General features: G+C 61.7%; 18 protein-coding genes. 14 read left to right on the forward strand and 4 right to left on the reverse strand.

The window, feature by feature from the left end; all coding sequences use genetic code 11:
• The first annotated feature begins 299 nt into the window (after nucleotides 1-299).
• From C4J87_RS05225 to C4J87_RS05260, 8 genes are all read left to right on the forward strand, one after another.
• Entirely contained in the window at nucleotides 300-1649 is a 1350-nt protein-coding gene (locus C4J87_RS05225) for an amidase (RefSeq protein ID WP_124365959.1), read from the forward strand.
• Complete coding sequence (locus C4J87_RS05230) at nucleotides 1642-2520, forward strand: polysaccharide deacetylase (RefSeq protein ID WP_003234086.1); 879 nt, start codon at nucleotides 1642-1644, stop codon at nucleotides 2518-2520. The genes C4J87_RS05225 and C4J87_RS05230 overlap by 8 nt, the downstream gene beginning before the upstream one ends.
• Nucleotides 2521-2661: 141 nt before the next feature.
• Complete coding sequence (locus C4J87_RS05235; RefSeq protein ID WP_124361457.1) at nucleotides 2662-4002, forward strand: MFS transporter; 1341 nt, start codon at nucleotides 2662-2664, stop codon at nucleotides 4000-4002.
• Nucleotides 4003-4012: 10 nt separating this feature from the next.
• Nucleotides 4013-4774: an SDR family NAD(P)-dependent oxidoreductase gene (locus C4J87_RS05240; protein WP_124365960.1), complete on the forward strand. Its 762-nt coding sequence runs from the start codon at nucleotides 4013-4015 to the stop codon at nucleotides 4772-4774.
• Between the two features lie 127 nt (nucleotides 4775-4901).
• Nucleotides 4902-5651, forward strand: coding sequence for an SDR family NAD(P)-dependent oxidoreductase (locus C4J87_RS05245; RefSeq protein ID WP_124361459.1), 750 nt, complete (start codon nucleotides 4902-4904; stop codon nucleotides 5649-5651).
• 13 nt (nucleotides 5652-5664) lie between these two features.
• Entirely contained in the window at nucleotides 5665-5967 is a 303-nt protein-coding gene (locus C4J87_RS05250) for a hypothetical protein (RefSeq protein WP_124365961.1), read from the forward strand.
• A gap of 111 nt (nucleotides 5968-6078) precedes the next feature.
• Entirely contained in the window at nucleotides 6079-7053 is a 975-nt protein-coding gene (locus tag C4J87_RS05255) for a GTP-binding protein (RefSeq protein ID WP_124365962.1), read from the forward strand.
• The gene (locus tag C4J87_RS05260; protein ID WP_124365963.1) at nucleotides 7050-8225 is read left to right on the forward strand and encodes a PotD/PotF family extracellular solute-binding protein; all 1176 of its coding nucleotides are present in this window, start codon (nucleotides 7050-7052) and stop codon (nucleotides 8223-8225) included. Before C4J87_RS05255 ends, C4J87_RS05260 begins: the two co-directional genes overlap by 4 nt.
• 81 nt (nucleotides 8226-8306) lie before the next feature.
• Here the strand turns inward: C4J87_RS05260 and C4J87_RS05265 are convergent, their stop codons facing one another.
• Both C4J87_RS05265 and C4J87_RS05270 read right to left on the reverse strand, forming a co-directional pair.
• Entirely contained in the window at nucleotides 8307-10724 is a 2418-nt protein-coding gene (locus tag C4J87_RS05265) for a glucose/quinate/shikimate family membrane-bound PQQ-dependent dehydrogenase (protein ID WP_124365964.1), read from the reverse strand.
• Between the two features lie 478 nt (nucleotides 10725-11202).
• Entirely contained in the window at nucleotides 11203-13221 is a 2019-nt protein-coding gene (locus tag C4J87_RS05270; protein WP_124365965.1) for a TonB-dependent receptor, read from the reverse strand.
• A 170-nt stretch (nucleotides 13222-13391) separates the two neighbouring features.
• Between C4J87_RS05270 and C4J87_RS05275 the strand changes: the two genes are divergently transcribed.
• Nucleotides 13392-13625 carry a VF530 family DNA-binding protein gene (locus tag C4J87_RS05275; RefSeq protein ID WP_124365966.1) on the forward strand — a complete coding sequence of 78 codons (234 nt, stop codon included), beginning with the start codon at nucleotides 13392-13394 and terminating at the stop codon, nucleotides 13623-13625.
• Nucleotides 13626-13629: 4 nt separating this feature from the next.
• The gene (locus C4J87_RS05280) at nucleotides 13630-14256 is read left to right on the forward strand and encodes a Pr6Pr family membrane protein (protein WP_124365967.1); all 627 of its coding nucleotides are present in this window, start codon (nucleotides 13630-13632) and stop codon (nucleotides 14254-14256) included.
• 123 nt (nucleotides 14257-14379) lie between these two features.
• Here C4J87_RS05280 and C4J87_RS05285 read toward each other — a convergent pair whose 3' ends face one another.
• Nucleotides 14380-15147, reverse strand: a complete 768-nt coding sequence (locus tag C4J87_RS05285; RefSeq protein WP_124365968.1) for a siderophore-interacting protein — start codon at nucleotides 15145-15147, stop codon at nucleotides 14380-14382.
• Nucleotides 15144-15692, reverse strand: a complete 549-nt coding sequence (locus C4J87_RS05290) for a PadR family transcriptional regulator (protein ID WP_124365969.1) — start codon at nucleotides 15690-15692, stop codon at nucleotides 15144-15146. Before C4J87_RS05290 ends, C4J87_RS05285 begins: the two co-directional genes overlap by 4 nt.
• A gap of 518 nt (nucleotides 15693-16210) precedes the next feature.
• On the opposite strand from C4J87_RS05290, the gene C4J87_RS05295 reads away from it, so the two are divergent.
• The 4 genes from C4J87_RS05295 to C4J87_RS05310 all read left to right on the forward strand — a co-directional run bounded on the left by C4J87_RS05295 (nucleotide 16211) and on the right by C4J87_RS05310 (nucleotide 21874).
• Nucleotides 16211-16702, forward strand: a complete 492-nt coding sequence (locus tag C4J87_RS05295) for a CS1 type fimbrial major subunit (protein ID WP_124365970.1) — start codon at nucleotides 16211-16213, stop codon at nucleotides 16700-16702.
• Between the two features lie 122 nt (nucleotides 16703-16824).
• Nucleotides 16825-19350, forward strand: a complete 2526-nt coding sequence (locus C4J87_RS05300; RefSeq protein ID WP_124365971.1) for a CS1-pili formation C-terminal domain-containing protein — start codon at nucleotides 16825-16827, stop codon at nucleotides 19348-19350.
• Nucleotides 19351-19385: 35 nt separating this feature from the next.
• On the forward strand, nucleotides 19386-20582 hold the full coding sequence (locus C4J87_RS05305; RefSeq protein ID WP_124365972.1) for a hypothetical protein: 1197 nt from the start codon (nucleotides 19386-19388) through the stop codon (nucleotides 20580-20582).
• A gap of 2 nt (nucleotides 20583-20584) precedes the next feature.
• Nucleotides 20585-21874, forward strand: coding sequence for a hypothetical protein (locus C4J87_RS05310; RefSeq protein WP_256679972.1), 1290 nt, complete (start codon nucleotides 20585-20587; stop codon nucleotides 21872-21874).
• The last annotated feature ends 8 nt before the right edge of the window (nucleotides 21875-21882 follow it).

Here is a 21882-nt window from a genome sequence, read left to right on the forward strand (position 1 = left end):
ATTCTCTCATAGATGGGCCTGTCACTCCGCGCCACGTCGGTGGCACTTTTTTGGGGCCTTTGGCACCGGGTTGTTACTTTTTTGCACCAAAATGTATGTATTAATAAAAGATACGTTATTTCATCTAAGGACACACCCATCGCTGACCTTCAAATATTTTGCTTCTTACAAAAGCCTCTATCCCGTGGATATTGGCGAAAAGCCGAAATAATACGCGCGGACACACAAAGAGACTGGCACGAAAGCTGCCTCTACAAAACGTACATTTTATAAATATATACGTTTATGAGGTGATCTTCATGTCAGACGCCACGTCAATGGCCGAAGCGTTCGCCACCGGCCGCAGCGACCCGGTGCAAGTGCTCGAACAAGCGCTTGCCCGCGCGAGCACGGCGCCCAGCGTGTTCATCTCGCTGTGCACCGAGCGTGCCTTGCGTGAGGCGCAAGCGTCCGCTGCGCGCTGGCGTGCCGGCCAGCCGCTGAGTGTGTTCGACGGCGTGCCCCTGGCGTGGAAGGACTTGTTTGACGTGGCCGGCAGCATCACCACCGCAGGCGCCGCTTATCGCCGCGAGGCGCCGGCCGCTTTGCTCGATGCGCCAAGCGTGGGGCTGTTGTGCCGCGCCGGGATGGTCAGCGTGGGCAAGACCAACCTCAGTGAGCTGGCGTATTCGGGCCTGGGCCTGAACCCGCATTTTGGCACGCCCCACAACCCCAACAGCAGCGACCAGCCGCGGATTCCCGGCGGTTCTTCATCGGGTTCGGCCGTGGCCGTGGCAGCCGGGATCGTGCCGATTGCCATGGGCACCGACACCGCTGGCTCGATCCGCATTCCCGCCGCCCTGAATGGCGTAGTGGGCTACCGCAGCAGCTGCCGCCGCTACAGCCGCGACGGCGTGTTCCCGCTGGCCCGCAGCCTCGACAGCCTCGGCCCGCTGGCCCGCAGCGTGCGTGATGCCCTGGTCATCGACGACCTGCTCCATGGCCGTGCGCAAACCCACGTTGCCCGCAGCCTGAAGGGCCAGCGTTTCGTGCTCGAGCAAGGCGCGCTGGAAGGCATTGAACCGGCGGTGCGCGATAACCTGCTGCGCGCGGTGGACCAGCTCAAGGCTGCCGGCGCGTTGATCGACCTGCGCCCCTGCGCCGCCTTCCAGGCCGCCCTCGACCTGATCCGGCAGCACGGCTGGCTTGGCGCTTTCGAAGCCTTCGCCCTGCACCAGGCCCTGCTCGACAGCCCTGACGCCGAGCAGCTCGACCCCCGCGTGCGTCGCCGCCTCGAAGCCGCGCGCGGCTTGCCAGCCAGCCAACTGATCCACCTGACCGACGCCCGCAGACGTCTGCAGAACCAACTGAGCGACGACCTCGACGGCGCTCTGCTGATCACCCCGACCGTCGCCCACGTCGCCCCGGCGCTGGCACCGCTGGAGGCCGACGACGAATTGTTCGTCAGCACCAACCTGGCGACCCTGCGCCTGACCATGCCCGGCAGCCTGCTCGACATGCCGGGCGTCAGCCTGCCCAGCGGCCGCGATGCCCTGGGCCTGCCCACCGCGCTGCTGCTCAGCGCCCCTTGTGGCGAAGACGCGCGCCTGCTCAGGGCCGCGCTGTCGGTCGAAACCGCCCTCAACCCTAAGGAGACACACCATGGCTAAAGACATCCTCTGTGCATTTGGCGTCGACGTTGACGCCGTCGCCGGCTGGCTCGGTTCCTACGGCGGCGAAGACTCGCCGGACGACATCTCCCGCGGCCTGTTCGCCGGTGAAATCGGCGCGCCGCGCCTGCTCAAATTGTTCGAGCGCTACGGCCTGCGCACCACCTGGTTTATCCCCGGCCACTCGATGGAAACCTTCCCCGAACAGATGAAGGCCGTGGCCGACGCCGGCCACGAAATCGGCGTGCACGGCTACAGCCACGAAAACCCCATCGCGATGACCGCCGAGCAGGAAGAAATCGTCCTCGATAAATCCATCGAACTGATCACCCAGGTCACCGGCAAGCGCCCCACCGGCTACGTCGCGCCGTGGTGGGAATTCAGTAAAGTCACCAACGAGCTGCTGCTGAAGAAAGGCATCAAGTACGACCACAGCCTGATGCACAACGACTTCCATCCCTACTACGTGCGCAAGGGCGACAGCTGGACCAAGATCGACTACAGCCAGCACCCCGACACCTGGATGAAACCCCTGGTGCGCGGCGAGGAAACCGACTTGGTGGAAATCCCGGCCAACTGGTACCTCGACGACCTGCCGCCAATGATGTTCATCAAGAAAGCCCCCAACAGCCACGGCTTCGTCAACCCGCGTCACCTGGAAGAAATGTGGCGCGACCAGTTCGACTGGGTCTACCGCGAGCATGAACACGCGGTGTTCACCATGACCATCCACCCCGACGTGTCCGGCCGGCCGCAAGTGCTGCTGATGCTTGAGCGTCTGATCGAACACATCCAGAGCCATGCCGGTGTGCGCTTCGTCACCTTTGATGAAATCGCCGACGACTTTATCCGCCGTCAACCCCGCACCTGACCCGAACCCTGTAGGAGCGAGCTTGCTCGCGAAACGCCTGAGAGCACCGCGTGCATTCAGGATGCCCGCGTCATCGTTGACGATTTTCGCGAGCAAGCTCGCTCCTACAGAAAGCCCACTCCACCTCCCGAGGCGCGCTGCATGTCTATCTACAACAAGCTTGACCTGACCGGCTGGAAACCCCGGCAACTGACGTCCCAGGAAGTGCGCTTCGCCACCTGGATCGCGTTCTTTGCCTGGGTGTTCGCGGTGTATGACTTCATCCTGTTCGGCACTTTGCTGCCGGAGATCGGCCGGCACTTTGGCTGGGGTGAAGTGGAGCAGGCGCAAATCGCGACCTGGGTGGCGGTGGGCACGGCGGTGGTCGCGTTCGCCATCGGTCCCGTCGTCGATAAACTGGGGCGCCGCCAGGGGATTATTCTGACCGTGGCCGGCTCCGCGCTGTGCTCGGCGCTCACCGCGATCGGCGGGGCGTGGGGCAAGTCGCCGCTGATCCTGATTCGCTCGCTGGGTGGCTTGGGGTATGCCGAGGAAACCGTCAATGCGACGTATCTGAGTGAGCTGTACGGCGCCTCGCAAGACCCGAAACTGACCAAGCGTCGCGGCTTCATCTACAGCCTGGTACAAGGCGGCTGGCCGGTCGGGGCCTTGATCGCCGCGGGGTTGACCGCGCTGCTGCTGCCGATCATCGGCTGGCAGGGCTGTTTCGTCTTCGCCGCGATCCCGGCCATTGTGATCGCGATCATGGCGCGCAAGCTCAAGGAGAGCCCGCAGTTCCAGATTCACCAGCGCATCAGCCAACTGCGTAAACGCGGTGCGGTGAGCGAGGCGCAGAACGTCGCCGTGACCTACGGCGTGGATTATGACGAACACAGCAAGGCCGGCCTCAAGGCCGCATTCCGGGGCCCGGCGCGGCGCGCCACCCTGGTGATCGGCGCCGCGCTGTTGCTCAACTGGGCGGCGATCCAGGTGTTCAGCGTGCTGGGCACCTCGGTGATCGTCAGCGTGCACCACATCTCGTTCGAGAACTCGCTGATCATCCTCGTGCTGTCGAACCTGGTGGGTTATTGCGGGTACCTCAGCCATGGTTGGATGGGCGACAAGATCGGGCGGCGCAACGTGATCGGCCTGGGCTGGATGCTCGGCGGCCTGGCATTCGCCGGGATGCTGTTCGGCCCGAGCAACATGCCGATGGTGGTTGGGCTGTACAGCCTGGGCCTGTTCTTCCTGATCGGGCCGTACTCGGCGGCGCTGTTCTTCATCAGCGAAAGCTTCCCCACCAGCATCCGCGCCACCGGTGGCGCGATCATTCATGCCATGGGCCCGATCGGCGCCGTGTTGGCCGGGTTTGGCGCCACCCAGGTGTTATCCGCCGGCAGCGACTGGCAGACCGCCGCGCTGTGGTTCGGCGCGCTGCCGTGCTTCTTGTCCGGCGCGTTGATGTTTGCCGCGCGCCATGTGCGTCCGGAAACCGTTCAGTAAGGAGTTCTTTATGAACCGTAAAGTTGCCTTGATTACCGGTGCCGCCAGCGGCATCGGCCAAGCCCTTGCCGTGGCCTACGGGCGCAGCGGCGTGGCGGTGGTGGGCGGGTATTACCCGGCCGATCCCCATGACCCGCAACGCACGGTTGCCCTGGTGGAAGAAGCCGGCGGCGAATGCCTGATGCTGGCGCTGGACGTGGGCGACAGCGCCTCGGTGGATGCCATGGCCGAGCAAGCGGTGCAGCATTTTGGGCGCCTCGATTACGCGGTGGCCAATGCCGGCTTGTTGCGTCGCGCGCCGTTGCTGGAAATGAGCGATGCGTTGTGGGATGAGATGCTCAATATCGACCTCACGGGGGTGATGCGCACCTTCCGCGCGGCGACCCGGCATATGCGCGAAGGCGGCGCGCTGGTAGCGATTTCTTCGATTGCCGGCGGCGTGTATGGCTGGCAGGAGCACAGCCATTACGCGGCGGCCAAGGCCGGGGTGCCGGGGTTGTGTCGTTCGCTGGCGGTGGAACTGGCGGCCAAGGGCATTCGGTGCAATGCGGTGATCCCGGGGTTGATCGAGACGCCGCAGTCATTGGATGCGAAGAATTCGCTGGGGCCTGAAGGGTTGGCCAAGGCTGCCAAGGCAATCCCGCTGGGCCGGGTAGGGCGGGCGGATGAAGTGGCGTCGCTGGTGCAGTTCTTGACCAGTGATGCAGCGAGCTACGTGACCGGGCAAAGCATCATCATCGACGGCGGCCTGACCGTGCGCTGGCCTGATTGACCGCGCTCGTTCCCACGCTCCGCGTGGGAATGCATCAGCGTGACGCTTCGCGTCACAATAGCGGACGCAGAGCGTCCAAGGCGGCATTCCCACGCAGAGCGTGGGAACGATCAATGAGGAAATAAAAATGAGCCTGTTGAATAACCGCCGCGCCGTCATCACCGGGGCCGGCAGCGGCATCGGTGCCGCCATTGCCCAGGCTTACGCGGTCGAGGGCGCTCGCCTGGTGTTGGCCGACCGCAACGCCGCGAGCCTTGCCGAGGTCGCGATCACCTGTCGCAACCTGGGTGCCGAGGTGTTCGAATGCCTGGCCGATGTCGGTACCGTCGAAGGCGCCCAGGCCAGTGTCGACCGGTGCGTCGAGCACTTCGGCGGGATCGACATCCTGGTCAACAATGCCGGCATGCTGACCCAGGCGCGTTGCGTCGATCTCTCCCTCGAGATGTGGAACGACATGCTGCGGGTCGACCTCACCAGCGTGTTCATCGCCAGCCAACGCGCCTTGCCGCATATGCTCGCGCAGCGCTGGGGGCGGATCATCAACGTCGCCTCGCAACTGGGCATCAAGGGCGGTGCCGAGCTGAGTCACTATGCGGCGGCCAAGGCCGGCGTGATCGGCTTCACCAAGTCCCTGGCCCTGGAAGTGGCCAAGGACAATGTGCTGGTCAACGCTATCGCCCCAGGCCCGATCGAAACCCCGCTGGTGGGCGGCATCAGCGACAGCTGGAAACGCGCCAAGGCCGCCGAACTGCCCCTGGGCCGGTTCGGCCTGGCGGACGAAGTCGCGCCCACCGCCGTGCTGCTGGCCAGTACCCCGGGCGGTAACCTGTTCGTCGGCCAGACCCTCGGCCCGAACGCCGGCGATGTCATGCCATGAGCGGGGCTTAGCCATGTGCGGACTCTGTGGCTTGCTCGGCGAAGACCTGCATTGGAGCGACTCCTTGGGCGATGCACTGCCCAGGCGTCGCGAGCGCCTGCGCCGGATCGCGGCGATCAACCAGGTGCTGGCGGTGTTTCGGCTCAAGGTCGAGGATTTCCAGGGCGCGTCGTACCTGTTGCTCGGCGCGACCGGCAAACAGGCCCTGGCCAGCGGCCTGGATCAACTCTGGCAGGCGGCCGAAACCATGCTCGGCCGCCCGCTGGATCCCCTTGACCCGCGTCTACTTGACCACCTGGAAAACACCCCACTGTAGGAGCGAGCTTGCTCGCGAAAAACGTCAACGCTAACGCGTGTCATCTGGATGTACCTGGCGCTCTCGGGTTTTTCGCGAGCAAGCTCGCTCCTACAGGGGGCGGAGGTAAATATGAGCATTGCTCTGAATGTGATCACCGGTTTCCTCGGCAGCGGCAAAACCACCTTGCTCAAGCGTCTGTTGCAGGGCGAAAGCCTGGGCGACACCGCGTTGCTGATCAATGAGTTCGGCGATGTCGGCATTGATCATCTGCTGGTGGAGGAAGTCGCGCCAGACACCGTCCTGCTGCCCAGCGGCTGTGTGTGCTGCTCGATTCGCGGCGAGTTGAAAGACGCACTGCTCGGCCTATTGCAACGCCGTGAACGCGGGGAAATCCCGGCCTTCAAACGGGTGATCCTGGAAACCACCGGCCTGGCCGACCCCGCGCCGATCCTCGCCACGCTGAACAACGACGTTCAACTGCGCGGGCGTTTTCATATCGGCCTGGTGATCACCCTGGTCGACGCCAGCCATGCCGCCTTGCAGGAACGCCTGCACCCGGAGTGGCTGGCCCAGGTGGCGGCGGCCGACCGGCTGTTGCTGAGCAAGACCGACCTGGTCGACGATTGCGCCGCGCTGCGCGAGCATCTGCACGCGCTCAACGGCGGTACGTTGATCCTCGATACCCAGGCGATTCACAGCGGCGATCAACTGCTGCTCGGCGAGGGTGTGCGCGGCGCCGAGCCTGCCGTCGAGGTCAGTCGCTGGCAGCTGCATCAACCCGCCACGGTTAATCATGGCGCGGCGCAGGTGTGCTGCCTGAGCTTCGAGCAACCGCTGGACTGGGTCGGGTTCGGGGTGTGGTTGTCGATGCTGCTAAGATGCCACGGCGAACGAATCCTTCGCGTCAAAGGACTGCTCAACGTGAACGCAAGCTCGGCCCCCATCGTCATCCATGGTGTGCAGCACTGCCTGCATGCCCCGGTGCATTTGCCTGCCTGGCCAGGCACTGAGCGCCAGTCGCGCCTGGTGTTCATCCTGCGCGGCCTCGACCCCGCGCTGTTGCGCCGTTCCTTCGACGTGTTCGCGCGGCGGTTCGCGGCATGATCACACTGCGCGTGCTCGGCACCTCCGTGACCTTGCTCGAATGCCTGCGCGTGCGGGCCGAGCAGGAGCTGGGCATTCGCCTGGTGTACCAGGTGCATGATGTGGAACAAGCCCAGCGTATCGCGGTGATGCAGCCGGACAGCTACGACCTGTACGACCAGTGGTTCCACAACGTCGACTTTGTGTGGCCGGCGCGGGCGATCCAGCCGATCGACACGCGGCGCATCGCGCTGTGGCATGAGATCAACGACCTGCCCAAGCGTGGTCGACTGTCGCCCAACGACCGCCTGGGCAGTGGCAGCGTGCCGAGTGAGCGGCTGTTCGTGCAGCACGACGGCAGCCTCGGCAGCAGCGTAACCGAGCGCATCAGCATGCTGCCGCTGACCCACAACGCCGACAGTTTTGCCTATCGCCCCGAGCGTTTGCCCGAAGGGTTCTGCCACGGCAACGAAAGCTGGGGCTGGCTGCTCGACCCGGCGTGGCGCGCGCGCACCGCCCTGCAAAGCGACGCCGCCATCGGTGCCCTGGATGCCGCGCTCGCCGTACAGGGTGCGGGGCTGGCGCAGTTCCGGGACATCGGCAACATGAGCATTGAGGAGATCGATGTGCTGGCCGAGATCCTGGTGCGCAAGCAGAAGGAGGGGCACTTTGCGGCGTTCTGGTCGGACGACGAAGAAGCCGCGCAATTGATGCTCAGCCCGAGCATCGACATCCAGAGCCTGTGGTCGCCGACCTTGATGCGCCTGCACCGTGCCGGGGTGAAATACCGGCTCGCCGTGCCGCGCGAAGGCTATCGCGCCTGGTTCGGCGGCTTGTCGTTGTCGCGCCATGCCCAGGGGAAGGTGCTGGATGCGGCCTATGCCTACTTGAATTGGTGGTTGTCCGGCTGGCCGGGGGCGGTGATGGCGCGCCAGGGTTACTACATCGGTAACCCGGCGCGTACCCGTGACCATCTGAGCAGCGCCGAGTGGGATTACTGGTACGCCGGCAAGCCTGCGCGTGAAGAGCTGTCGGGCAGCGATGGCTTGCCATTGATCGACATCGGCGAGGTGCGCGACGGCGGCTCCTATGAGCAGCGCATGGGGCACATTGCGGTGTGGAACTCGGTGATGGACGAGCACAACTACCTGGTGCGCCGTTGGGGCGATTTCATGCGCGCGCGTTGCGTGTAAAACCCACGACGGCTTATCAGGCGTGCACAAAAAAGGCGGCTACCCATCGGGTAGCCGCCTTTGTTTTACCGCCGGGTTTACTTAATCCGGCAGTTTGAACGCCAGCACATAGTCACCCTGCTTGGTGCCCAGGGAGCCGTGACCGCCGGCCATGACCAGCACGTACTGCTTGCCGTCCTTGCCGGTGTAGGTCATCGGGGTGGTTTGCGCGCCTGCAGGCAGGCGGCCTTCCCACAGTTGCTTGCCGTTTTTCACGTCGTAGGCACGCAGGTACTGGTCGAGGGTGCCGCTCAGGAACGCTACGCCACCGGCAGTGGTGAAGGTACCGCCCAGGCTTGGCACGCCCATGGTCAGCGGGATCGGAACCGGCGAGCTGTCACGCACGGTGCCGTTCTTGTGCATCCAGATGGTTTGGTGGGTGGTCAGGTCGACCGCCGCCACGTAACCCCAGGCTGGCGCCTGGCACGGCAGGCCCAGCGGCGAGAGCAGCGCTTCGAGGATCACGCCGTACGGCGCGCCTTTGTTCGGCTGTACGCCTTGGGTTTCGCTGACACGTGGGCCTTGCTTGGCGATGTCGGCGGCCGGAATCAGCTTCGATTTGAACGCCATGTAGCTCGGGTTCACGAAAGCGATCTGGCGGACCGGGTCAACCGAGATGCCGCCCCAGTCGAACACGCCGAAGTTACCTGGGTAGACGATCGAGCCTTGCAGCGACGGCGGCGTGAACGGGCCATCGTAGCGCATCGACTTGAAGTCGATCCGGCACAGCATCTGGTCGAACGGTGTCACGCCCCACATATCGCGTTCTTTCAACGGCGGTGGCATGAAGTTCAGGTCGGACTTGGGCTGGGTAGGGGAGGTGCGATCGCCGGCAACGGCGCCCTGTGGTACCGGGATTTCATTGATCGGCACTACCGGTTGGCCGGTGGCACGGTCCAGCACGTAGATGCTGCCTTGCTTGGTCGATGCCATCACCGCTTGCTTGACGCCGTCAGCGGTCTTGATGTCGATCAGCGAAGGCTGGCCGCCCACGTCCATGTCCCACAGGTCGTGGTGGGTGAACTGGAAGGTCCACTTCACGTGGCCGCTGTCGATGTCCAGGGCGGTCAGGCCGGCAGCGTATTTTTCGGAGTCATCGGTACGGTCACCGCCGTACTGGTCGGGCATCTGGTTGCCCATCGGCAGGTAGAGCATGCCGAGTTTTTCATCCACGGCGAACATGGACCACATGTTCGGCGAGTTGCGGGTGTAGGTCTTGCCCTCGGCCAACGGGGTGGTGTCGTCCGGGTTGCCGCTGTCCCAGTTCCACACCAGCTTGCCGGTGTGCACGTCGAACGCACGGATCACGCCGCTTGGCTCGTCGGTGGAGACGTTGTCGGTCACGTGACCGCCGATCACCACCAGGTTTTTGGTCACGGCCGGTGGCGAGGTGGAGTAGTAACCGCCTGGGGCGAAGGTGCCGATATTGGCACGCAGGTCGACCTGGCCTTTGTCACCGAAGTCTTCGCACATCTTGCCGGTGTCGGCGTTCAGGGCGATCAGACGGGTGTCGGCAGTCGGCACGAAGATGCGTTTCGGGCAGGCGGTCGGCGCGGCGGCCGGGCTGGCGCTGCCAGTCGGGCTCTGCTCGGAGGCGTAGGCGGCGTCATCGTGATACGACACGCCACGGCAGGTCATGTGCGCCCAACCCTTGAAGTTCTCGGCACCCTGGGTGGTGATCTTCGGGTCGAAACGCCAGATTTCCTTGCCGGTGTCCGGGTCCAGGGCGATAACCTGACTGTGCGGGGTACACACGTACAGCATGCCGTTGACTTTCAGCGGGGTGTTTTCCGCAGTGGTTTCACCGGGATCGCCTGCGCCCGGAATATCACCGGTACGGAAGGTCCACGCCGGCACCAGCTTGTGTGCGTTTTCCGGGGTGATCTGGGCCAGCGGCGAGTAACGGTCGCCGAAGGCCGAACGGCCGTAGGAGTTCCAGTCGCCATCGGCCTGGGCAGGCGCAGCGCTGGCCATGCCAGGCACAGCATCGCGGTCCAGTTGGCCGGTCTTGACCATTTCACCGGGGTTGGTGAATTGGCTGGCCAGGGCGGCAGCACCCGCCAGCACCACGGCCACGCTCAGCGCGCCGGTGCCCAGCGGCGCGGCTTGACCACGCAGCAACGGACGGCGAAACCATGGCAACAACATGACGATGCCCAAGGCGAACAGCAGGGCCAGGCGCGGCACCAACTGCCACCAGTCCAAGCCGACTTCCCATAGCGCCCACACCGTGCTGGCGAACACCACCAATGCGTACAGGCCCAGCGCAGCGCGGCGGGTGGCCAGCAGCAAAACGCCGGTCAAGGCGATGCCGATACCGGCCAGCAGGTAATACAGCGAGCCGCCGAGCATGCTCAGCTTGACCCCACCGGCCAGCAAGGCCAGCCCCATGATCAGCAGCAAGACGCCTAGCAACCTGGGCAGCAGGCGGCTTGGGCTTGAGGCACCATCAGTGCTCATAGTGTGTTTCTCCGTTACGTTGGAATTATGTAAGCCCGTGCTTCACTCACTGTAGATGACGATTCGGCGCGGGCTTGGTTCAGCGTTATTTTGGGTTTTTTCTGTGGATAACTCGGTTATCCACAGGCGGGCAATAAACCCCCAGGCGCAGGTCGATTTAAGACAGCGCTGTCTTTGCGTGAAGGGAAGATTCGGCAAATGGGGTCAGACCGGGGGGTGAAGCGTTTCAGGTTGTTGCAAAGGATAATGCGGCGGGGCGTTTAGAGAAAGGGTGAATCGCAAGATGCATCATTTCAGATTTGGTAACAGTGACAGATAGTCGCTGCAGAAAACTGTGGGAGGGGGCTGATCGTTCCTACGCTCTGCGTGGGAGTGCCTCCTGCGACGCTCCGCGTCGCGCCAACCACCGGGCACACGTGACGCAGAGCGTCACGGGCTGCGTTCCCACGCGGAGCGTGGGAACGATCGTTCGGTTGGGTTAGAAAGTGGTGCGGACGCCGACTTGCACGCTGCGCCCCGGCGCCGGCGCAATATCGCGCAGGATCGAGCTGGCGTAGCGCACGGTCTGGTTGGTCAGGTTTTCGCCACTGACGAACGCCAGCCACTGGCTGCTGCCGACATTGAAGTGATAACCCGCGCTCGCGCCGAGGGTGGTATAGCCATCGGTGCCGCTTTCGTTACTCGGCACGCGCCCTTGGCCGGCGGCATGTTCTACGTCGATACGCGCCTGCCAGCGATCCAGCTCCCACAGCAAACCGCTGTTCAAGCGCAGCGGCGCAATGCGCGGCAGGGCTTCGCCGGTGTCCAGGTTGGTTGCACGCGTGTAGTCGCCCGACAGCTCCAGGGCGAACTTGCCGTAGGCGCTTTCGCCAAGTTTCCAGTGATCCTGGGCTTCGAAGCCGGCGAAACGTGCACGTACGCCGGAGTAGGTGTACTCGGGAATACCGCCTGCGTCCTCTTCACCTTCGTCGTTCAATGTACGCCCCGTGCCGAGCAGGCCGATGTAGTTGGAGAAGCGGCTGTAGAACACGCCAAAGCTGCCCTTGTGGGTGCCATTGTCAAAGCGCAGGGCCAGGTCGCTGGACACGGCTTTTTCCTTCGACAGGTTGGCGTCGCCCAATTCATAAGTGCCGGTGGCGACGTGAGCACCATTGGCGTACAGCTCGTAGAACGTCGGGGCGCGCTCGGTGTAGCCCAGGGTGGCGGCCAACGACCAGATCGGCGTCAGGGTGTAGACCGCGCCGGACGACAGGCTGCCTGCGGTGAAGGCATTGGCCTTGTCGGCATTGGCGAAGCGCGCGTTGCCCTTGGCATCCGGGTCGACGCTGGTATGTTCCAGGCGCCCGCCGAGGCTGAGGGTGAGGCGCTCGGTGGCGTGCATCTGCTCAAGAATGAACAGTGCGCCGGCGTTGGTATCGGTCTGGGGCACGAAGGCTTCTTCGCCCAGGGCCGAAAATTCGTTGCGGGTCACTTGCGCGCCGACCACGCCGTCGAATGGCCCGATGGGCTGGTGGCGGGCTTCCACGCGGGCTTCATAGCCTTTGTTCTTGAAGGTGGTGCCGGTCTCGCCCCCTTCGATCTCGCGGTGCTGGTAGTCGGTGTAGCCTGCGTCGATTTTCACCGAGGTAAACGGGCCTTGCAGGTTGCGGATTTCGGAGGCGAACGCGTAGTGCTCCTGTTGCATGCGGATGCGCACGTCCTGCTCGGCGGGCGAGCCGTAGTTGCTGTCGTAGTTGCTGTAGGACAGGCCCGCGTAGCCGTCATCCCAGGTGTAGGACCCGCCCACCGCGCCGCCATCCTGGCGCCCGTCGCTGTTGCCCAGGCGACCGTTTTTGCCGGGGCCAGCGTCGGTTTCGGGCGCGTGGCGGCTGCGCGCATCACCCGGAATGTGCAGGTCGTTGAATTCCCGCGCGTTGGCATCCAGGTGCAAGGCGAAGCTGCCGTCGCCGGCCTCCAGCTTGCCCGCGCTGCTGCGCGTGGTGTCGGCACCGCCGTAGCGCAGTTCACCGGCACCGTGGATGCCCTCGATGGCTGCGGTGGGGATGCGGTTGTCGAAGGTGTTGACCACCCCGCCGATGGCGCTGCCGCCGTACAACAGGGCTGCCGGGCCGCGCACGATTTCGATGCGCTCGACGTTGATCGGGTCCAGCGGCACGGCGTGGTCATAGGACAGTGACGACGCATCCAGCGCGCCCACGCCGTTGCGCAGCAGGCGAATACGGTCACCGTCCTGGCCACGAATGATCGGCCGGCTGGCACCGGGGCCAAAGTACGAAGACGACACGCCCGGCTGCTTGTTCAGGGTTTCGCCCAGGCTGCCTTTTTGTTGCAGGGTCAGCTCGTCGCCCTCCAGCAGGGTGGTGGGCGAGGCGAGTTGCGCGCTGCCCAGGGGATTGCCGGTGATGATTTGCGATGGCAGTTCCAGGGCGTGGGCTTCGGAGCAGATCAGCAGCGCGGCGGCGAGGGGCGACAGGCGCCAGAGACAGGAGAGCGACATCGGACATTCCTTGGCAGGATCTTTGATAAGTATCGTTACAATATAACATCTCTTTTTTCGCTGAAAAGGGGAACTTTTACCAACGGGCTATATTCAATGCAGTGCTTCCACCGGTACGCCCCGTCCGCTAAGGTGCGCGGCTGTGTTTCCTCTCTCGCAAAAGGCCCGGCATGACCGCGACAAGCAACGACCCACTCCACGGCGTGACCCTGCAACACGTCCTCACCACCCTGGTGGAACACTACGAATGGGCAGGCCTGGCCGAACGCATTGATATCCGCTGCTTCAAGAGCGATCCCAGCATCAAGTCGAGCCTGACCTTCCTGCGCAAAACCCCATGGGCGCGGGAAAAAGTCAAAGGCTTGTACGTCAAGCTGATGCGCACCAAACGCCCGCTGGACTGAGCCCGTGAAGCGTTTTGTGACGGCGGCCGCGTTGGCCGGTTGGGTGGGGCTGGCGATTCAGCAATACCTGATTCTGTATTCGCGCTGGTCCAGCGGCGCCAGCTTGCTGGGCGGATTGATCAGTTTCTTCAGTTTTTTCACGGTACTGACCAATACCTTGGTCGTCGTGGTGCTGAGCTATTGGCTGGTCAAGCGCGAATCAGCCGGCAAGCGGTTTTTCCTCGCGCCGGGTATCAGCAGTGGTATTGCCGCGAGCATTGTCGTGGTAAGCCTGGCCTACAACCTGTTGCTGCGGCACTTATGGAGCCCCGAGGGCTTTCAATTCATTGCCGATGAATTGCTGCACGACGTGATGCCGGTGCTGTTTCTGATCTATTGGTGGCGGTGCGTGCCCAAGGGCACCTTGCGGCTCAAGCACATTGCCGGGTGGGTGGTTTACCCCCTGGTGTACTTCGCTTATGTGCTGTTGCGCGGGCATTTGCTTGGGCAATATCAGTACCCGTTCATGGATGTGGACAGCCTGGGTTATCCGCAGGTGTTCGTGAATGCTGGGGGGATTTTGCTGGGGTTCTTGCTGATTGCGCTGGCAGTGGTGGTCTTGGATAACCGCCTCAAATCACCCTCGACTTAAAGTGGGCACAGTCAATGTGGGAGGGGGCTTGCTCCCGATGGCGGTGTGTCAGATAGAGTTGTGTTAACTGACCCACCGCCATCGGGAGCAAGCCCCCTCCCACAGTTTTGACCGAGTTCAGGTTTAATCTTCTTCACTGCCTTCTGCCCGCCAGTAACCCGCAGCCTTGAGGTACTCCTCATTGACCTTGTGCATATCCAGCAACACCCGCCGCACCTGGCGTGACAGCTTGGTTTCGGTCGCGACAAAGCTGTACAACTTTCCGCCGGGCAGCGTGAGGTTGCGCACGACCTCAAGCAGGTCGGCCTCGCCGCGCACCACCCAGATAATCTCGACATCCGCCGCGCTCTCCAGCACTTGCTGCTCTGCGGCATCGGCGATTTCGATCACCGCCAGCACTTTGCGCCCGGCGGGCAATTCTTCCAGGCGCCGGCCGATGGCGGGTAGGGCGGTTTCATCGCCGATCAGCAGGTAGCTGTCGAAGATATCCGGCACGATCATCGAACTCCGTGGCCCGCCGATATACAGGTGCTGGCCGACTTGCGCCTGCTCGGCCCAGGTAGACGCAGGGCCATCGCCGTGCAGCACGAAGTCGATAACCAGTTCGCCAATGCTCAGGTCGTAACGCCGTGGCGTGTAATCGCGCATCGCTGGTTGCGGGCCGTCGCCCTTGATGGTGAACGTAGGGCTTTCCAGGGCCGCTTGTTCGGCGGGGTTCTGTGGGAACAGCAGCTTGATGTGATCATCGCTGCCCAGGCTGACAAAGCCCGCCAGTTCCGGGCCGCCCAAGGTAATGCGGCGCATGCGCGGGGTGATGTCCACCACCCGCAGCACCTGCAGGCGGCGGCGTTTGACGTCGTGGGTCACGCGGTGAATGGCTTGTGTGTTCATTGGTCTTTCCCGTCGGCAATGGCTTGTGCGGTGCGGTTGAGCAACGTCGCAACCCGCGCGATTTCTTCCGGGCTCCAGCGCCCGTGATGCGAATGCAAAGCATGGCGCAGGTTGTGCACCGCCTCGTGGATTTCCGGTGGCCGGTCGTGGCCGCGCAGCGAGCGTTTGCTTACATCCATGCGCATGCGAATGCCTTCGAGGGCAACCGCCTGTTCGCTCAATAAGAGACGGCCGGCATCGGTGATTGTGTAGCGTTTTTTTCCGCCCTCGGCGTCGCCCGTGATCAATTCGCTTTCTTCGAGAAAGGTCAGCGTGGGGTAGATCACTCCGGGGCTGGGGCTGTAGGCGCCGTCGAACAGGGTTTCGATCCGGCGGATCAGGTCGTAGCCGTGGCAGGGCATTTCGGCGATCAGCGCCGGTAGCAGCAATTTCAGATCACCCGGCGCAAAGACGCGCGGGCCACGCTCGGCCCGTTCGCGGCTGGAGCGTTTGTCAAAGATGTCGCGGCCGCTACCGGTTGCGCGGTGGGAATGAGGGTCTTTCATTTGTCGTGCTCTCTGAAAAATCAAGATACAACTTAAGATATATCTTATCCTGCGTAAAGGCCTTCTCCGATGAGCGGTTCGGCGGCCGCCAAAGGCGATGGCGGACGGGTTATGACGAACATACCGAGTTATTAAAAAACTAAGCCAGGATTAAAAGATTGAGTTAATACTCTAATTGGATGTTTAATTAAGCCTCGTTATATCGCCATGTAATACGTTTCTGACAGTCCGGGTTTTTAGCGCGCGTAAATCATGAGTTTATAGTGTCTTTGTAGGACATGTATTACAGGTGCTGATGGCATTATTTAGCTTTTTTGTTTTTGTCTCACTGGTTATATGGCCTATGGCTACATGCTATAGAGAAGGCTCTGGCTTACTTTGTTTTTAATTCGGTGGAAGATATGCCTGCGTCCTAAGACACAGTCGGATCTTGCAAAGCTGTGCTCTTTAAATGCGTGAGAAAGTTGCAAGCTGATCGGGCTTTCAACTCAATTAAAGCGATATACAGGTACCTAATAATGCTCAAGAAAACTGCTTTCGTACTGCCACTGGTTATGTTGGCCTTCGGTTCTTCCAGCGTCTTTGCCGCCGGTGAAGCCACCAGCGTCATCAACATCAAGGCAACCATTCCTACCAAACAGTTCCATGCACAACCGCTCAACCCGGACTTCGGTCGCGATGAGACCATGACCTACAACACCGTGACCGGTAACCTGAGCAGCCTGCGCGAAACCTACGCGGTGAAAAATACCGACGGTTCGATCAAGGCTTACATCGAAGGCGGTCCAGCTTCCCTGAGCAACGGCACTGCGTCCATTGCCCTGGCCACTTCCTTCAACGGCGTCACCCTGACCGGCTCGCCGCTGGAAGTTGTCGATGATGCCAGCTCCACTCCAGGTACCCAGGCTGACCTGGTTATTGTTCCAGCCAAACCTGCCGACACGGATGCGGGTCTGTTCACCACCAACTTCACCGTGGTCTTCGACCACGAGCCTCGCGTCACCCTGTGAGCGCAATAAGTTGACCCGTAAGCGTCGTTTTATTGGGTAGCGATTACCGATCAACAGGCAGTGTCCCTGTCGGTTGATCGGCCTTTATTGTGTTGAAAATCCGTATTCAGAGTATTCCGTTCATGTTCCCGATGACTCCCATCGCGGCAGCGCTTGCCCTGTTGTTTTGTGCGGGTGCGTTAGCTGCTCCAGTGGCCGATGGCACAACACCGCGCAGTTTGCTGGCTCAGGCCAAGGGTTTGCCGGCGGACTTTGAAGAGCACTTTTTCGATGTGCCCCTGGCCGTTCGAGTTGAGCGTGACCAAGAGTTCGTAGGGGAGGCAATGATTGTCTTGTCTCGTGAAGACACCCTGACCCTGCTTTCGTTTAACGACCATGAAGGAAGCCCGGTCAAGGACGATGAACGTGAGCGCTGGGCCGAATACCTCAAGCAGCAAGTGCCACTGGGCGCCTGCGAGAGTAACTGCCCCGACCAGTTGCTGGCCGTGCACTACAACCTGGAAAAATCTCTGGTCTCACTGCTGACCGAGAACGCCGAGCGCGACACCGAAAGCCGGCGTTACCACGAGCTTCCCCACGAGGGCAGCGCAGGCCTGATTGTGCGTAACCAACTGAACCTTAACGGCGGCCAGGGCCAGGACACGGGCGGGCGTTTTGGGATTGACGCCAGCAGCAGCCTGGGCAATTGGAGCCAGGTGTTGAACGCGCAGTTTTCGCGCCTCGGCGGCCCCGATAACGACGCCCTCAACCATGCGGTGTACTCGCTCTACACCCAGCGCGAACTGGAAGGCCAGTTCCTGCGCCTGGGCTATTTCACGCCCAATGCCGAAGGTCTCACCCGGCAACTGCGCACCTTCGGCGCCAGCCCCGACACCGCCATCGGCGTGATGTACGGCAGCTCCGACACCTTGATGATCAACAACCCCAAGGCCAGCATCTATCCGATTGCCATTACCGCCAACCGCCAGGGTTCGGTGGAGATTTATCGCAATGGCCTGTTGATCAACACCCAGCCCGTCACCAGTGGCCTGCAGAACCTGGACACACGTCCGTTGCCCGGCGGGATCTATGAGGTCGAAGTGCGCCTGATAGAAGACGGCCAGGTCACTAACACCACCCAGGAATTGGTCTACAAGCCCAACAACTGGCGCAACAACGATGACCGCTGGCGCTATAACGTATTTGCCGGCCAGGAAAGCAAGTTGCTCAGCAACTGGGATGAACAGTCCAGTGGCGACACGACCGCTGGCGTCTCCCTCAACTACCTGGCCCACCCGCGCGTGGTGTTGGGCGTTTCGGGGCGCCAGGTTAAAGACCGCATGCAATACGGCACCTCCATTGACTGGACGCTGGCCAGCTCCGCCAGCGTGTACGCCAACGTCTACCAGACCGACAACTACGGCACCGGTGTCGACCTCAACGGGCTCTATAACTATGGCGCCGGTACGGTGGTGTTTAACCATACCCGCAGTTGGCTGGACACCCGCAACACCTACGAATACCTGCCCGATGGCACGCGCATTCGCCAGGTGAATGTGTTTGTCGGCCAGACCAGTAACTCATCGATTTCCCTGAATCACCGGCTCAGTAACTTGCGTTCGGTGAGTGCCAGACTGTCCCACACCGAAGGTAACGTAGAAGGTGTTGGCCTGGACCTGGGCTGGAGCGAGCGCACCCATCTGTTTGGCAGCGACGCCAACTGGCGCTTGTCCTTGTATGACCGGCCGGGCAGTGCCAGCACTGGCGACAAGCGTAATCGCGGCGTCGATCTGAGTGTCAGCCTGGCGCTCGGCGGCCCGGGTGAACAGTGGTCCGCCAGCCTCGGGACGCGCACCGCCCGGGACGGCTCGCGTGATAACAACGCTTCTGTGACCTATCGCAAAGACCTGCAAGACCACCTGCTGCAAAGCGTCTCGGCCACGGCAATTACCGACACCTACGGCATCGGCATGTCGGGCATGGCCAGCTTTGAAACCGACGCCCTGCAGGGCGATGCGTTTGTGCAGCAATCGTCGTTCAGCAATGAGCTGAGCGGTGGCTTGAACCTGGAGAGCACCCTCGCCCTCGGCCGCCAGAAGATGGTCCTCACCAGCCAGTATTCCGGTACCGGCGCGGGAATGATTGTCGACGTCGAGACCGATATCGACGACATCGCCCTGCGCGCCGATGACTTCAGTGGCGGCAGTACCGCGTTGCGGATTGGGCGCAATTTTATCCCGATCACGGCCTACAAGGGTGGCGCGGTGACGTTTGACTTTGAGGGCAACCACGCGCCTTCGGCCTCGATCCAGCCGCACCGTGTCAGTTACCACCTGAACAAGGGCGGGGTGGAATACCTCAAGGTCAACGTGATGCAAACCGTGACCGTCCTCGGGCGCCTGGTCGACCCGCAGGGTAAACCGCTCAAGGGCCATCACGTCATCAACCACGCCACCCGTGGGGTGAGTGAAGTGGATGGTTTCTTCTCCCTGGAGATGAACGCCAGCTCGCCGACCCTGGAAGTGCGCCACAACAATCAGTTGCTGTGCCAGTTCCGTCTTGATCCGTCCAAAGCGCCCAGCGAAAACAATGTGCTGATGATTGGTGATCTGCGCTGCACGCCGGACACCTTGGCCGATTCCACCCTTAACGCTCAGACCGCCGGTTGAATGTCATGACGAGACCATCCCTCAGCATGAAAACCATGAGCGCACTGTTTAGTCAGGTTGTGGCCGTGGCAGCGGCCCTGTTGTTCAGCTCGTCGGCGCCAGGCGTTACTGAAGAGATCACGGCAGTGTTCCGTCCGGATCCCGGCAACCCGATGGTGAACCAGTTTGAGAACACCACGCCGCCTGGAGGGTATTGCCGTGATCACCCGACGTATTGTCAAAATGGGGTGTTCAGCATCAATTTTCCGATCAACTTCAACGCCGTCGTTCCGATTCAGCCTTTGGACCAGATACGTAACGGGCCGATGTTCCAGGTCCCTTCTTCGTTAACGGCAGTGACTGTCCGACACCGGGAAAAGGGGCATACAGAGCAGGTTCTGTTGCGGGTCAGCGGTATAGGCGGAGCCCATGAGCAGACGCAGCCACTGCATGAGGGTACATGGGAGGGGGGCAATTGGGTCAATGCTCCATCCCCATGTCAATATGGCGGCGTAGGGTATGGCAACGCTTACTATTACGGGTTTTTCTGGCGGGTACCTCCAGGCGCCGGTGTTTGCTTCAAGCGCCCTACGCACATCCTCCCTGACTTCAAATACTCGAACTTGAGTATTTCCTATGAACTGGTCACACCGAACCCTCTGGGTATGTTATCGGGCACTTATGAGGGGACTCATAATTTTCTGATCGGCCCTGGCCAGGACTTCGACATGGGTGACGTCATGTTGCCCGACGACAACCTGTTAACGCTCAACTTCGTTCTGGACGTGGAGCACGCCCTTAAGGTCGAACTTCCTGCGGGCGGTAATCGTATTGAGTTGGTCCCTCAGGGCGGCTGGCAAGCCTGGTTGAACCAGGGCCGCAAACCCGCGCGGTTGTTCCGCGATCAGACTTTCAACATCTACGTGTCGTCGCGTTTCAAGATGCAGTTGGAGTGCGAGCGTGTAATCGGCGACACCTGCGCCTTGAAAAGCGGTGACGGCCACGAGGTCCCCCTGGATATCAGCGTAAGCCTTCCCCACGGCCTGACTCGTCCCGATGGCTCCGGCGTTGATCGTCAACCTTTGCTCTTGAGCGGTGCTGGTACCGAGGAGTTCCAGCCAGGGTTCTACGTCAATCACCGCCCGGGAACGCTGCATTTTGAGGTCAAGAAAGAACATGCCGACACGATGGTGGCGCAGGGAGGCACCACCTATTCGGGGCAGGTGACGGTCGTTTGGGATTCAGAACTCTAGATATGCCATTACCGGAACCAGGAGGTGTTTATCCAATGAAATCCGTATGTCTGAAAAGTCTGCTTGAAAAAAATGTATTGAGGGTGTTGTTGGCAGGGTTGTGGAGCAGTGTATTCAGTGCGTCGGCGCTCGGTATTACTCAAAATATCACGGCAGTGTTCCGTCCGGACCCTGGCAATCCGATGGTCAACAAGTTCGAGAACACCACGCCCCAAAGTTCTATCTGTGCAGCCCACATTCCTGCCCAATGCAAGCAGTTGAATATTTTCAGTCTCAGGGCCCAAGCCTTTGCGGCGTTCTCCAATGCCCCCATCGTGGCCAATCACGACGATGAGCGGCAGGGGTTTATGGTCAAGGTGCCGTCCGATTGGCGTGACTTGTCAGTCACGCACGGCGCGACCGGAGAAACCGAGACGGTGCAGATCCGTATCGCCGGTATCGGGATGACGTGGGTAGTTCCTCGGCCGCCGGGTGTGTCGGCCTGGGCGCAACCGGGAGCCAGCTGGCAGAGCCAATGGATAAATGCCCCCAGCCCTTGCCGACGCACTGGACATCTTGTAGCAAGCACTATCGCGGCTTCGTATTTTTGGCTGACCCCCGAAGGTGCAGGTACCTGCAGTCGCCAACCCTCGGTGGACCTGCCCTCACTGCGCTTCTCCACGATGGAGTACGCATACGAAATCAGAACCCCCAACCCATTGGGAATGTCCAGCGGTGAGTACATTGGGGGGATAACCTACAGCATGGGCCCTGGTGGCGATTACGACTTTGGCGACGTAATGGTCCCCTCCCATAACACCATCACCTTCAACTTCACGCTGAATGTGCAACACGACCTTAAGGTTGAAGTACCCCCAGGCGGCAACCGCATCGAACTGGTCCCGCAAGGCGGCTGGCAAGCCTGGCTGAACCAGGGCCGAAAACCTTCACGATTGTTCCGCGACCAGGCCTTCAACATCTCCGCGTCTTCGCGTTTCAAGATGCAGCTGGCCTGTGAACGCGTGATCGGCGACACCTGCGCGCTGAAAAATGGCGATGACCACGAGGTGCCCGTTGATATCAGCGTGAGCCTGCCCCACGGCCTGAGCCGTGGCGATGGCGCCGGCGTCATTCGCCAGCCGTTGCTGTTGAGCGGTGCCGGCACCGAGCTGTTCCAGCCAGGCTTTTACGTCAACCGTCGACCCGGAACGCTGCACTTCGAGGTCAAGAAAGAACATGCCGACACGATGGTGGCGCGGGGAGGCACCACCTATTCGGGGCAGGTGACGGTCGTTTGGGATTCGGAGCTTTGAGGTATATG

The sequence above is a fragment of the Pseudomonas sp. R1-43-08 genome, assembly GCF_003852255.1.
GTDB lineage: Bacteria > Pseudomonadota > Gammaproteobacteria > Pseudomonadales > Pseudomonadaceae > Aquipseudomonas.

Coding starts and splice junctions, on each gene's coding strand:
- C4J87_RS05225 (WP_124365959.1), top strand. CDS start 300: ATGTCAGACGCCACGTCAATGGCCGAAGCGTTCGCCACCGGCCGCAGC.
- C4J87_RS05230 (WP_003234086.1), top strand. CDS start 1,642: ATGGCTAAAGACATCCTCTGTGCATTTGGCGTCGACGTTGACGCCGTC.
- C4J87_RS05235 (WP_124361457.1), top strand. CDS start 2,662: ATGTCTATCTACAACAAGCTTGACCTGACCGGCTGGAAACCCCGGCAA.
- C4J87_RS05240 (WP_124365960.1), top strand. CDS start 4,013: ATGAACCGTAAAGTTGCCTTGATTACCGGTGCCGCCAGCGGCATCGGC.
- C4J87_RS05245 (WP_124361459.1), top strand. CDS start 4,902: ATGAGCCTGTTGAATAACCGCCGCGCCGTCATCACCGGGGCCGGCAGC.
- C4J87_RS05250 (WP_124365961.1), top strand. CDS start 5,665: ATGTGCGGACTCTGTGGCTTGCTCGGCGAAGACCTGCATTGGAGCGAC.
- C4J87_RS05255 (WP_124365962.1), top strand. CDS start 6,079: ATGAGCATTGCTCTGAATGTGATCACCGGTTTCCTCGGCAGCGGCAAA.
- C4J87_RS05260 (WP_124365963.1), top strand. CDS start 7,050: ATGATCACACTGCGCGTGCTCGGCACCTCCGTGACCTTGCTCGAATGC.
- C4J87_RS05265 (WP_124365964.1), bottom strand. CDS start 10,724: ATGAGCACTGATGGTGCCTCAAGCCCAAGCCGCCTGCTGCCCAGGTTG.
- C4J87_RS05270 (WP_124365965.1), bottom strand. CDS start 13,221: ATGTCGCTCTCCTGTCTCTGGCGCCTGTCGCCCCTCGCCGCCGCGCTG.
- C4J87_RS05275 (WP_124365966.1), top strand. CDS start 13,392: ATGACCGCGACAAGCAACGACCCACTCCACGGCGTGACCCTGCAACAC.
- C4J87_RS05285 (WP_124365968.1), bottom strand. CDS start 15,147: ATGAACACACAAGCCATTCACCGCGTGACCCACGACGTCAAACGCCGC.
- C4J87_RS05290 (WP_124365969.1), bottom strand. CDS start 15,692: ATGAAAGACCCTCATTCCCACCGCGCAACCGGTAGCGGCCGCGACATC.
- C4J87_RS05295 (WP_124365970.1), top strand. CDS start 16,211: ATGCTCAAGAAAACTGCTTTCGTACTGCCACTGGTTATGTTGGCCTTC.
- C4J87_RS05300 (WP_124365971.1), top strand. CDS start 16,825: ATGTTCCCGATGACTCCCATCGCGGCAGCGCTTGCCCTGTTGTTTTGT.
- C4J87_RS05305 (WP_124365972.1), top strand. CDS start 19,386: ATGAGCGCACTGTTTAGTCAGGTTGTGGCCGTGGCAGCGGCCCTGTTG.
- C4J87_RS05310 (WP_256679972.1), top strand. CDS start 20,585: ATGCCATTACCGGAACCAGGAGGTGTTTATCCAATGAAATCCGTATGT.